Source organism: Vreelandella boliviensis LC1, assembly GCF_000236035.1.
Lineage (GTDB): Bacteria > Pseudomonadota > Gammaproteobacteria > Pseudomonadales > Halomonadaceae > Vreelandella > Vreelandella boliviensis.
The window spans coordinates 335035-348187 of record NZ_JH393257.1; the positions used below are offsets into that span (position 1 = coordinate 335035).

General features: G+C 52.2%; 10 protein-coding genes. 8 read left to right on the forward strand and 2 right to left on the reverse strand.

Features of this window, described 5'->3' with window-relative positions:
* The 8 genes from KUC_RS01470 to KUC_RS01505 all read left to right on the forward strand — a co-directional run.
* A partial coding sequence (locus KUC_RS01470) for a chromate transporter (RefSeq protein ID WP_244264716.1) occupies nt 1-448 on the forward strand: 448 nt, incomplete at its 5' end.
* A gap of 141 nt (nt 449-589) precedes the next feature.
* Nucleotides 590-1570 (forward strand): Bug family tripartite tricarboxylate transporter substrate binding protein, encoded by a 981-nt coding sequence (locus KUC_RS01475; protein WP_141243399.1) that lies wholly within the window; start codon nt 590-592, stop codon nt 1568-1570.
* A gap of 57 nt (nt 1571-1627) precedes the next feature.
* The gene (locus KUC_RS01480) at nt 1628-2098 is read left to right on the forward strand and encodes a tripartite tricarboxylate transporter TctB family protein (RefSeq protein WP_007111292.1); all 471 of its coding nucleotides are present in this window, start codon (nt 1628-1630) and stop codon (nt 2096-2098) included.
* A gap of 13 nt (nt 2099-2111) precedes the next feature.
* Nucleotides 2112-3608: a tripartite tricarboxylate transporter permease gene (locus KUC_RS01485; protein ID WP_007111293.1), complete on the forward strand. Its 1497-nt coding sequence runs from the start codon at nt 2112-2114 to the stop codon at nt 3606-3608.
* A 1-nt stretch (nt 3609) separates the two neighbouring features.
* Entirely contained in the window at nt 3610-5217 is a 1608-nt protein-coding gene (locus KUC_RS01490) for a gamma-glutamyltransferase family protein (RefSeq protein WP_007111294.1), read from the forward strand.
* Between the two features lie 127 nt (nt 5218-5344).
* Nucleotides 5345-7225, forward strand: coding sequence for an ABC transporter ATP-binding protein (locus KUC_RS01495; RefSeq protein WP_007111295.1), 1881 nt, complete (start codon nt 5345-5347; stop codon nt 7223-7225).
* Nucleotides 7226-7390: 165 nt separating this feature from the next.
* Nucleotides 7391-9061 (forward strand): methyl-accepting chemotaxis protein, encoded by a 1671-nt coding sequence (locus KUC_RS01500; RefSeq protein WP_007111296.1) that lies wholly within the window; start codon nt 7391-7393, stop codon nt 9059-9061.
* Nucleotides 9062-9204: 143 nt separating this feature from the next.
* Nucleotides 9205-10401, forward strand: coding sequence for an EAL domain-containing response regulator (locus tag KUC_RS01505; RefSeq protein WP_007111297.1), 1197 nt, complete (start codon nt 9205-9207; stop codon nt 10399-10401).
* Here KUC_RS01505 and KUC_RS01510 read toward each other — a convergent pair.
* Both KUC_RS01510 and KUC_RS01515 read right to left on the reverse strand, forming a co-directional pair.
* On the reverse strand, nt 10365-12611 hold the full coding sequence (locus KUC_RS01510) for an ATP-binding protein (protein WP_007111298.1): 2247 nt from the start codon (nt 12609-12611) through the stop codon (nt 10365-10367). The two genes, KUC_RS01505 and KUC_RS01510, sit on opposite strands and share 37 nt — an antisense overlap.
* Nucleotides 12612-12629: 18 nt before the next feature.
* On the reverse strand, nt 12630-13145 hold the full coding sequence (locus KUC_RS01515) for a putative pterin-binding protein (protein WP_040479183.1): 516 nt from the start codon (nt 13143-13145) through the stop codon (nt 12630-12632).
* Between the last annotated feature and the right edge of the window lie 8 nt (nt 13146-13153).

The window sequence follows — 13153 nt, forward strand, 5'->3', positions numbered from 1 at the left end:
TGAGGCCGAAGTGGTTGGCCGTTACGGCTGGATGACCGCGCAAACCTTCGCTGAAACCCTCGCTTTGGGCAACGCGCTGCCTAGCCCTATCGCCACCAAGATGGCCGGCTATGTGGGTTATGAAGTCGCGGGCATTGGCGGCGCCTTCATCGCAGTAGCCGCCACGGTTATTCCAACGTTGCTTTTGATGCTTGGCGCACTAGGGCTGCTTTATCGTCACCGCGACTCTCCCCGGGTTAAGCGCATGAGCCAATGGGTTCGCCCGGTCATTGCCATGATGATGGCTTGGCTGACGCTGGGGTTCCTACTCGAAAGCCTCAACACTAGCGGCACAATTCACACTCTTATCATTGGGGTAGTCGCAGCTATCGCACTGATGCGCTTCAAAACACACCCGGCCTTTGTCGTCATGGGCGCCTTGGTTTATGGAGGGCTGTTTCTCGGCTAACACTCACTGACACACGATCTCGTCAATAGACGATTGTGTGGTGACAACAAGAACCCGATAACGGGACCACGCGCTCACCACGCCGCTGCAGTTGGAGCGGCATCCCACAACACCAAACTCAATCTATAAAGGTGTACAAGAATGACGCGTTCAACATTTACTCTAAGTACGACCCTCGCCGCCATCGGTCTTGCGTCTAGCATGGCATTCGCCTCCACCGCTCAAGCTGATTATCCTGAGCAAGATATCCGTTTGATCATTCCATACGGCCCTGGGGGTGCAACCGATATCCTTTTCCGGCTCATTTCCCAAGAGGCGGAAAAGACGCTGGGTGAATCCATCGTTCCCGTCAATATGGCGGGCGCAGGGGCGACTCTGGGGTCTCGCAACGTGAAAGACGCTGACCCCGATGGCTACACGCTGCTTGGCAGCCACGACACCATTGCGCTTTCTAAGCTAGCAGGCACCGTCGACTACTCGTTTGATGCCTTCGAGCCCATCGCACTACTTACCCAAACCATCAATATTCCAACCGCACACGCCAATCATCCCGTACAGAGCGCCGATGAGATTGCTGACTATGTGAGTGAAAACCCAGGCCAAGTACGTTTCAGCATGATTCCTAGCTCCACTGACCACTTTTTCTGGGCACAATTTTTCCAGGAAACGGGCATCGATATGGCCGATGTACGCCTAGTTGGCTACCCCGACACGGGCCAGCAGGTATCGGCGCTGATGGCGGAAGAAGTAGATTTCGCCATGTTTAACCTGCCATCAGGCGGTGCATTCTTTGAAGACGGCACCTTCCGTGCTCTTGGCATCGCTCATCCAGAACGTCTCGAAAGCATGCCGGATGTCGCCACCCTGCGCGAGCAAGGTATTGAAATGGATCACTCCACCAGTCGCGGCATTTTCGCTCCCAAAGGCACACCTCAAGAAGTCCTCGACACCATTGCTGATGCATACGAACAAGCTCTAGAAAACGAAGAAGTGCAAAGCCGTATCGAAAATGAATTTGGCTCTGTCGTGAGATTTCTAGCGGGCGATGATTATCAAGCGTTCTTAGATGAAAACGAAGCTGCGCTTAGCGCCGCTGCCGAAAACATCGATTTCCAGAACTGAGGACGCATTCCCTAGCCCTCGTATGTACGCGGGCTAGGGTTGCCGGAGGCATCGCTAATGCTAACGCTAACTAAAGACCGCGCCTTGGCGCTGGCGCTGCTATTGATTGTGGCTGTCATGTGGAGGGAATCAGGCAGCATTGCCCCGCCCACCAGTTGGCAACCTTACGGGTCAGCGCTGTTCCCACGCATTTTATTGGTAGTGATCGGCGTTTTTTCACTGTTAATTCTGGTGCGTTCCTTATTGGTAAAAGTGCCAGAGCGGGCTGGCGCAAAGCAGCTCATTCATGAGTGGTTTCAAAGCCGGCGCACCATACTCGCTCTGTTCCTGCTGTTCGGGCTGTATGCCGCGCTACTTCCCGTAGTGGGTTATATCGTAGCCACCATCGGCTTCTTAGTCGCTTCTCTTGCGCTACTAATGGGTGTCAATACACGACGTAAATGGATGATCAATCTCACTCTTAGCTGCACCTTAGCTATCGTGATATTTGTCGTTTTTCGCTATGGCCTGAATGTTTGGCTGCCTTAACCTGGAGTAAATAATGACGAACTTTTTTCTCCAAGCGCTCGCTGAGGTCGGCACGCCATCGGTCTTGGGCTTAATTTTTATTGGCGTACTGTTTGGGATTGTGGGCGGTAGTATCCCTGGTTTTACCGTCACTATGGCCATCTTGGTGGTCTTCCCTTTCACGTTTGCAATGGATCCGGTAAGCGGTGTCTCGCTGATGGTAGGCGTGTTTGTGGGGGGGTACTCAGGCGGCATTGTGTCTGGCGTTATGTTGGGGATACCCGGCACCCCCTCTTCTATTACTACCGTTTATGACGGCTACCCGATGGCCCAGAAAGGCGAGCCTGGCCGCGCCCTGGGCATTGGCGTCGCTTCATCGTTTTTAGGCACCCTCATCAGCGTGGCAGTGCTGGTCTTTTTCGGGCCGCTCATTGCCAGCTTCAGCATGAACTTCCGCCCTTGGGAAATCACCGCGTTAATCGTTTTCGCGCTGACGCTGGTGGCAGGACTCTCCAGCGGCGCTCTGCTCAAAGGCCTTATGGCCGCTGCTTTAGGGCTTTTGATTACCACCGTTGGTTATGACCGTAACAGCAATCTGCGCTTTGACTTTGGCCTGCCGGCGTTGGGGTCTGGGTTCGAAATTCTCCCCGTGATGATCGGTATATTTGCTTTCTCACAACTGCTTGGAAATATAGAGAAGATCAAAGATGAGAAAAGCGAAGCCAAAAAAATCGATACCAACGTAACGATTCCTTACGGCCAGATACTCAAAGATATGACGGGGCAAAAGCTGAACATTTTGCGCTCTTCTTTGATTGGCAGCTTGGTGGGCGCGCTTCCTGGCACGGGCGGCACCGTAGCTAACTTTTTAAGTTACGACCAAGCTAAGAAATTCTCTCGTCATCCGGAAGAGTTTGGCACCGGCACCCCCAGCGGCATTGTGGCTTCTGAAGCCTCCAATAGCGCGGTGGCAGGTGGCGCGTTTGTGCCCACACTGGCGTTGGGAATACCGGGTGATTTGCCCATGGCCATCATGATGGGCGTACTGATTCTGCATGGCATTACGCCTGGGCCAATGATGTTTGAACAAAACCCGGTGCTGGTGGGCGCTATCTACGCCAGCCTGCTAATTGGTGCAGTGGTGATGGTGATCTGTAACCTGCTGCTAGTGCGCTGGTTCGCCAAAATATCGTTGATCCCCCAACAGATCCTCGTTCCCGTCGTATTAATGCTCTGTGCCATTGGCGCCTACGCCCTGAATAACAACCTGTTTGATATTTGGGTGTTGTTTATCTTTGGCATCATCGGCTATCTGCTGTGGAAAGCGAAAGTACCGCTAACGCCCCTGATACTCGGCGTGGTACTTGGCGACAACCTTGAGCGCCAGCTATTCCGCGCACTTGAGCTTAATGAAAGCTGGATGACCTTTTTAACTCGGCCACTCTCTGCGCTTTTCTTAGCATTAGCCATCGCTTCCATTCTGTTTTCGCTCTACCAGGATCGAAAGATTCAGCGTTTAAAAGGACTCTAATATGCAACAAGATGCACTCTACTACCCCAGCGCCTCACGGCGGATGGCCACATTTGGCAAACGCGGCATGGTCGCTACTTCTCAACCATTAGCGGCGCAGGTGGGTATTAGCATACTGCAGCAAGGCGGTAATGCGATTGACGCCGCGATTGCCACAGCAGCGGCATTAACGGTGGTTGAGCCTACCTCCAATGGCATTGGCAGCGACGCCTTTGCCATTGTGTGGGTAAACGGCAAGTTACATGGCCTCAATGCCAGCGGCCCCGCCCCGCAAGCGGCTACCATTGAAGCGCTGAAAGCACTCGGCCACGACACCATTCCCAATCACGGCATGCTGCCTGTCACAGTGCCCGGCGCGCCTGCTGCGTGGGCGGCACTGTCTGAGCGCTTTGGCAAGCTGCCGTTTGCTGAATTGCTAGCCCCTGCCATTGCGCTGGCAGAAGAAGGTTTCCCTGTTTCTCCCGTTATTCACCAAATGTGGAAGGATGCCTTCACCAACTATTCGGCCTATAGCGAGGCTTCTTTCAAACCTTGGTTTGATACGTTTGCCCCCGAAGGCCGGGCACCGGAAGCTGGCGAACTGTGGCGCTCGGAAGGCCATGCTAAAAGCCTAAAAGCAATTGCCGACACCCACGCTAAGGCATTTTACGAGGGCGAACTGGCCGAGGCTATCGACGCCTTTTCCCGCGAACACGGAGGCCTGTTGCGCAAAGAAGACCTGGCGGCTTACCAGCCGGAGTGGGTCGACCCGATTAGTGTGCGCTACAAAGGACATGATATTTGGGAAATCCCTCCCAACGGCAGCGGCATGATCGTGCTGCAAGCGCTGGGCATGCTTGAGCACTTAGGCGAAGAAGGACGCGATCCGGTTGAAACGCTCCACCGTCGTATTGAAGCCACCAAACTAGCCTATGTCGATGGCTTCGCACATGTTACCGACCTTGATGCTATGCGCCCCACTGTTGATCAGATGCTGGATGATGACTACTTGAAGTCACGTACCGCACTGATTGGCGAACAGGCGGTTGACCCAGTACACGGCAACCCGATTCAGGGCGGCACGGTGTATCTGGCAACGGCTGACAGCGACGGCAATATGGTGTCGCTTATTCAAAGCAACTTTAAAGGCTTTGGCTCAGGCATGGTCGTTCCTGGCACTGGCATTAGCCTGCAAAACCGCGGCTGGTCGTTCTCACTCGACCCCCAGCATCCCAATGCTTTGGCGCCCGGCAAGCGCACCTATCACACCATCATCCCTGGCTTTATTACCAAAGATAACCAAGCCGTTGGGCCCTTTGGCGTCATGGGTGGCTATATGCAGCCCCAAGGCCATGTGCAGGTGGTAACGGCGATGCTAGAGGATCAGCTTAACCCGCAAGCGGCACTCGATATGCCTCGCTGGAAGTGGACCAAAGGCAAAACCATCGAAGTTGAAGCCGACTTCCCTAATCACTTAGCGCTTGCACTGGCACGCCGGGGCCATGACATCGTCAAAGTTGCCGATTCCATCAGCTTTGGCCGTGGGCAAATCATTTTGCGCGACCCTGACACCGGCGTACTGCAAGGGGGCACCGAGCCACGCACCGACGGGGCTGTGCTGCCCTGGTAATATCTCACCACTAAACTGCCTTTCCGCCGCGTTGCCGTTGAAGGCAACCGGCGGTTGGGCTGGCTATCCACGCTCAACCACCGCATCATGACACTCCTTTTTTACTCGGTACTGTGCTAGCCCATCTATGTCTCCACCACCTGCTGAATCGACTTCCTCCTCACCGCTAAGCAGCTTCTTTGGCGTATTCCGTTACAGCCGCCGCGCGCTTGGTTTGGTGTGGGGAACATCCCGCTGGATGATGCTTGGCTTAGCCCTTTGCACGCTGGTCGCTGGCGTTCTACCTGCCGTGGCAGCGTGGGTGGGACAGTTGATTGTGGATGGCGTGGTGAGTGCCATGGAAACCCATCAAGCTGCCACGGATCCCAATCTGCTGGTATCCATAACGCCGGTGTTAAAACTGGTGGGTATTGAAGCTGTTATTATTGCGTTTATCGCCCTGGCCCAGCGCGGCCTCTCAGCCCAGCAGTCATTACTGCGAGCACTGCTGGGGCAGAAGGTTAATGTGATGATCTTGGAGAAAGCCGGCCAGCTGTCACTTAGCCAGTTTGAGGACTCAGAGCTTTACGACCAGCTCACGCGAGCTCGGCGTGAAGCGTCTACTCGCCCGCTTGCGCTGGTGAATAAAACCTTTGGACTGCTGCAAAACGCTATCTCGCTGGGCAGCTTCGGGGTGCTGCTGGTGCAGTTCTCCCCTTGGGCACTGCTGATCTTGGTGGCTGGCGCTCTGCCGGTATTTATCTCAGAGGCCAAATTCTCCGGCGATGCCTTTAAGCTGTTTCGCTGGCGCTCACCGCAAACCCGTATGCAGATTTATTTAGAGACGGTGTTGGCGCGGGAAGACAGCATTAAAGAGGTCAAGCTGTTTGGTCTAGAGGGACTATTTCTCAAGCGCTACCGGGATATCTTTACTCAACTCTTTGCCGAAGATCGCCGTTTAACGTTGCGCCGGGAAAGCTGGGGGTTTCTGCTCGGCTTGCTTGGCACCTTAACCTTTTACGCCGCCTACGCCTGGGTGGTGATTGAAACGATTGCAGGTGCCCTTACCCTGGGTCAGATGACCATGTACCTGATGGTCTTCAAGCAGGGTCAGGCCGCGCTCTCCGCCAGCCTCACTGCTATTAGTGGCATGTACGAAGATAACCTCTACCTCTCCAATCTTTATGAGTATCTGGAGCAGCCGGTGGAGGGAGAGAACGGTACGCTAACCCAAGGCGCACTGCCCGGCGACGGACTGCGCTTTGAACACGTTAGCTTCTCCTACCCTGGCGGCGGCGATGTTCTCCAAGATCAGGCTCTCCAAGATCCGGTTCTCCACGATATCTCGCTGCACCTCTGCCCTGGCCAAAGCCTGGCCTTAGTCGGCGAAAACGGCTCGGGCAAAACCACTCTGATCAAACTGCTCACGCGGCTCTACCAGCCTACCCAAGGGCGAATTCTGTTAGATGGCAGCGACCTGCGGGATTGGAGCACTCAAGCGTTACGTGAGCGCACCGGTGTGATTTTTCAGGACTTCGTGCGCTATCAATTGCAGGTGGGCGAAAACCTGGGCGTAGGCGATACCCATGCCTTTAACGACCAAGAAAGGTGGCAGAGCGCCGCGCGTCACGGTATGGCAGATGAGTTTATTACGCGCATGGCCAGCGGCTACAAAACCCAGCTGGGCCGTTGGTTTAAGAATGGCCAAGAGCTCTCCGGCGGACAGTGGCAAAAAATTGCCCTCTCAAGGGCTTATATGCGCGAGAACGCGGATATCTTGGTGCTAGATGAACCCACTGCAGCCATGGATGCCGCCGCAGAAGCCGAAATATTCGCCCGCTTTCGCGAACATAGTCGCGACAAGATGGCCATCCTGATCTCCCACCGATTCTCAACAGTGCGTAGCGCTGATCTCATTCTTGTTATCGATCAGGGACATATTATCGAGCGTGGCACCCATGAAGAGTTGCTTGCTGAAAATGGCCGTTATGCGAAGCTTTTTCAACTGCAGGCGGCAGGATACAAATAAGCTCTCAAATATAAATCGTTCTTATTACAAAATATACTCTCTTATTCTAAAGCTCCTTAAAGCGTGGATCGTAAACAAAAGTGACAAGTATCATAAAGCCGTCGACCATGCTAATACTTTAGCGGTAATGTGCACTCATCGTTTCCCACTACAGGAGTGGCACAGATGAACCGCCTCCATCAGATAAAAGTTAAATATGCTCTCGCTTTCATTAGTGTTGCATTAGCACTACTGATTATCGTTGTTGCAGACGTACTACTAGTTAACATGGTTAAAAACCGTTTAGATACTTTTATCACTAACTATATTCCTGCTACATCAGCCACACTTAACGGCGACCGTGATCTTTACCAAGCGCGGGTAGCAGAGATCGAATATCTGCTATCTGACCCCAACACTGAGCGAGCATCAGCGCTTATCGCTGAGTTTGAAGAAAATGCCCAGCAAGCCTACGATCGTATGGGGTTGTATGCCCAACTGATGCAGAACTACCCGGAGTTAACTGCCCAATTAGCCAATTTTGAAACGCTCTATACAGACTGGAAACAAGAGGCAGAACGGGTATTCGAGCTGCATCACCGTGGAGATACTACTGCAGCTTCAAACAGGCTAACTGGCATCTCACTAGACCGCTTTAATGAACTACGCAATATATATGATGTTTCAGGAACAAATATTGAGACAGCCACTTACAAAGCAGAAGCAGCGGTGATTGATAGAATCCAAGTGCAGCAAACAACCACTATCATTGTTGCATTAATTATCTTTATAGCTGCAACACTTATTGCTCTGTTAGGGCCGCTAATGATGTCACGGGCAATCCGTCAAATTAGTGGGCGTATCAAAGAGATTACCGAAGGCGATGGTGACTTAACCGCACGTATTGATAGCCAGCGCCGCGATGAAATTGGTGAACTTGCACAACAGTTTAATGCCTTTATTAAGCGCATTGACGATACGCTGCAGTCGGTTAGCAGCAGTACCGTTAGCCTCCAGCATGCGTCAACTGAAATTGCCAAAGGCAGTCAAGAACTCGCAGCACGTACTGAGCAAGCCGCTGCGAATTTACAGCAAACCTCTGCCTCGATGGAACAAATCGCGGCGGTGGTCAACAACGCCTCGGACTCTGCCCAACAAGCTGACCAACTAGCGCTTTCAACCCGCGACCTCGCTCAGCAGGGCTTGCACTCCATGAACAGTGTTGAGCAGACCATGGACACGATTAACGACTCGTCGTCTGAAATCAGTAATATCGTTAGTCTAATTGATAGCATCGCTTTTCAAACCAATATTCTGGCGCTGAATGCGTCAGTAGAAGCTGCACGAGCGGGAGAGCACGGGCGGGGCTTTGCGGTGGTCGCCCAAGAGGTGCGTATATTAGCCAGCCGCTCCAGTGATGCATCGAAAAATATTGCCACCCTGATCAATACCTCGTTAAGCCGCACAAAATCGGGCGTTGACCAAGTTAAGCAAACCGGCGTAACCATGCAGGAAATGGTAAAAAGCATTGAGCGTGTGGCTGACGTGATTGCTGAAATTAGTGCCGGTGCTAAAGAGCAGAGTGTGGGTATAGGTCAAGTCAACGACGCGGTCAACGAGCTGGATAGCATGACCCAGCACAATGCCTCCATGGTGGAAGAGTCCAGTGCTGCCGCAGCGGAGCTAAGAGAGCAAGCAGACCGGCTAGGCGTGCTAGTGGGTGCATTCAAGCTCAGTAATACCAACCAACAACCAGCCCTTGGCAAAGCAGCACTTGCTTCTAAGACGAATAAGACCTCGCCTACTGCTCCGCGTCGTTTGGCGAGCTCCCAGCAACCCGAGTGGGAGTCGTTCTAATCAAGCTCGCTTAGTTTTCAACGCTTCCTTGGACTTACGCTGAGTCCAAGGAAGTTTAATTGCCGGCTTATATAACGCATATCCATATCAGCAAGCTCTTTGGCTAACCACGGCCGCTCATAGTAGTCATCAAAGGTACACGTATGCTGTCTGATGCTTTAATTATTGATGATGATTGCAACGTCCAACTGTTGGGCAAAATGCTACTACGCCAGCATGGTTATCAGGTGGTGACTGCGAGCAGTTTTGGCGAGCTTGTGCGCCAACCCGACCTGCTCAATGTCGAGCTGATCTTGCTTGATATCGGGCTAGGCGAGTTTACAAGCCTGGATATTCTGGAATATCTGTATGATCTACGCTTAAACGCTTCAATTATATTAATTAGCAGTTGCACGGAAGAAACTGCCGCGCATGCTATTGCAGAAGGTGAAGCAAAAGGCTTGAAAATGTTAGGCTTCCTATCTAAATCCAAGCTACTCACCGGTCTAACGACATTCCTTGGGCCATTAAAAAAAGCGCCTAAAGCGCCTACAAGCGATGAGTTGGCGAAGGCCATTCGTGAACAACAGCTTTTTCTAGCTTTTCAACCCCAAATAAGCCTGCAACATGGCAACGTTATTGGCGTTGAAGCACTGGTACGTTGGCAAGATCCTCAACGCGGCGTGCTATACCCCGATAGTTTTATCCCTCTAGCAGAGCAAAATGGCCTGATGCTTCCACTTACTTGGTACGTTATTGAGCTTGCCATGAAGCAGCAAGCCCAATGGCAGTCGCGCGGGTGGGACTTAAACATCTCGATTAATATACCAGCGGCCTTTATTCAAGCAGAAGGTGTCCTGGAGGCGTTTGATCAACTCACCCAAGAGCACCAAGCTGTTCTTAGCAAGATCACCTTGGAACTCACCGAAACGGCGGGGGTTGAGTGTTTAGGCTACGCTTGCTATGTGCTCAAAGCGTTGCGGCAACGGGGCTGCAAACTGGCGTTAGATGATTTTGGTACCGGTCACTCTTCGCTAACACAGCTCTATCGGTTGCCTTTCAGCGAGCTCAAAATTGACCGTAGCTTTGTCTCACTGATCGACCAGGACAAAGAAGCACTGGTGATAACAGCGTCGATTATCGACTTAGGCACACGCCTGGGACTGACTGTAGTCGCCGAAGGTATCGAAACGTCGGCGCAGTTCACCTTGCTTGTTGAAGCTGGGTGTACGGTTGGACAAGGCTACTGTATTGCTCACCCTTTAACCGCTGGCGCTTTCAACACCTGGTTACGCGAGTACTCACCCTCAGCGCCAATAACTCATCAAACGAGCATGCTTTCTTGCTCTAAAGCCTGCTGAGTAGTGACCTGGAGAACGACTAAACGCTCCAGATAGATAGCCAATTCGCTAAATGAGGCTTCTAGCGCTGCTTGCTCCAATTGGCTTGCTTGCTCAGCAATCGCAGCACAGCCGAGAGAGGAAGAGGCGCCCTTCAGGGAATGCGCCTCTTGGCACAAGGCTTGGCGGTCCTCTGACTGCCAGTAGGCATTAAGACGGGCACTACGCTCACCAAGCCGCGTTAAAAATGTAGACAGCAGTGCCCCCAACGCTCTTGGCTCAAAGGTGCTTTTCAGCTCTTCACAAAGGCGCTTATCGAGTACCTGAACGGCGCCAACGGTATCACCCAGTGATTGGTGGCTTTTAGGCGAGTGACCGTCAACGTTTTCAACCGCTAAAATTTCGTCGTTAGAGAGATAGCGGCAGATCACCAGGTTCAGCTCATCCCGAGTAAAGGGTTTATGAATCATATCGTCCATACCGCTTTGCATACAGCGTTCGCGGTGCTCAGGCATAACATTGGCAGTCATCGAGACAATCGGTAGCCGGGGTAGCTGATGCACGGCTTCGTAATCACGCCAGCGTTGGGTGGTTTCGGTTCCATCCAGCTTGGGCATCTGCATATCCATTAAGACCAAATCGACCCTGCTATGGTCTACTTGAAGCAAGTCAAGTGCTTCCAAACCATTCTTTGCGATGGTCACCTGCTGGCCAAGGCGTTCAAGCATCACCCGTGCTACCGTTTGGTTTAGCGGATTATCCTCAACCACTAAAATATGGTGCTTTTGCTTAGTAGTGAGTTCACGCTGGCTTTCACCGGTTTGGTAGACCATTGGGGGGTCGGTTTCCGGCATTCTAACGGTAAACCAAAATCGACTACCCAGCCCCTGCTGGCTGTTAAAGCCTATCTCGCCCTGCATAGCTGCGACCAAACGCTTACAGATCGCCAGCCCAAGTCCTGTGCCTTCATGACGCCGCGCCATGGAGGTATCCACTTGAGAGAACGCTGAGAAGAGCTGTGTATGATCCGCGTCAGCGATACCACAGCCGGTGTCATGCACCTCGACGAGAACATTATCGTCGCCAAGTGCCTTCACGTGGCATTTAACGAACCCCTCTTCCGTGAACTTCAATCCATTATTGATTAAGTTCATTATGACTTGACGAAACCGAGCGATGTCCCCCATAACAAAACGCGGCAGCAAAGGATCAATCGTATAGCTAAAGGTGACCTTGGCCTTTGTCTCGCGCAGTGTGTAGCTTTCACATAGCTGGTCGATACACTGATGGAGATCAAACGGCTGAACATCCAGATCAAGGCGCCCAGATTCGATTTTGGTGTAATCAAGAATATCGTTAATGACTGCGCGCAAGCTTTCCGCACTGCGCTTGAGAGCAGCTAAATAAGTCTTCGCACTGGGTGTTTTAACCTCTTCGCTTAACAAGTCCGCCATCCCCACTACGCCATTTAACGGTGTACGAATTTCATGGCTCATCACGGCCATAAATTCGGATTTTGCGAGGCTGGCTTTCTCTGCCTGCTTGGCAGCTTCATTTAACGCTTGGCTCTTGGCTTCTAGCGCTTGGGCCTTGAGATCGCTTGAGCGGCTTTCCAAAATCAGCGCGCGAACTAACATCCCACCAGAAAACATAAGCAAGATAATAAGCAGCAGCACCAATCCGTAGAGATGCGTCAATACGCGGCGTTCCTCGCTGCGCTTATGTGAAACATGGGCATTGGTTTCGACCAGAATGGTACTGGTGAGCTGCTGTAGTTCAACCGTATCCTGCAGGAGGGTAGCTATTAACGCGCTATTTAACCCGGCAGGGTAGTCCCATAGCGTTTCGAGTAGGGTTTCCATCTCTAAAATGCGGATTTGAGTTTCTTTAACTACCTCCTCAATATCCTCAAGTTGCGCCACAATCCTGCCTATTTCACCTTGAAAAAAAAGTGACTGCCGACTGAAGAGAATTTCATAACGTAGCAACACATCGTCAACGGTGACGTTATCGGATCTTGTTGATTTCATTAACGTTAAGCGAAACTCGCGTACCTCACGATCAAACTGGTACCCGGCCCATAATAAGTTTTCGAGCAGGCGATTTTCCAGCGCATGCTGACGGTTGTAAATAACCCCACCGGTGGTTAACGCGGAAAGAAAAAAAAGGATCGCAGAGAATGTCGCGACCCTCGTACTGCGGGAAAAATAGAACTTAAAAAAGGCCAGCATGGCAATTACCCGGTTACATTATTCGACAACGATACGCGCCACCTGCCACACCGATCGCGAGAATATCTCTTCATTAAGCAGCTCGGGGTGTTTGTCAAAGGGGTAAATAACAAACAGCGGCCCCTGATCGCGAACACGTAGTACTTTGCCGTTCGCCTGCATGGCTAAAATCACATCATATTGCTCAACATCACTAACGGGTATAGTGGCCGCATACTCATTCAACGCTACCACACGCATGTTCTCCCCCTCGGCACCCGCGGCTTCCAATATGGCTCGCCCCAATGGGCCAGAGAAGCGCGTCATTCCATCATACCAGGGCGTGCGGGTAGTTGTTTCGTGTTGTACTAAGACCTCTAGCATCGCCCTATCAAAATGGGCCTCATCACCCACATTTGGCTGCCCTACCTTACCACTCACCACTAACATTACCGGGCCTTCAGGGGCTTCCAGGGCGATAGCCTGGGGCGACAGCAAGGTAATCCCCACTGCGGCGATAACCCCCCTGAATTTAAGAATCAGAGAACGACGCATTAAATTGC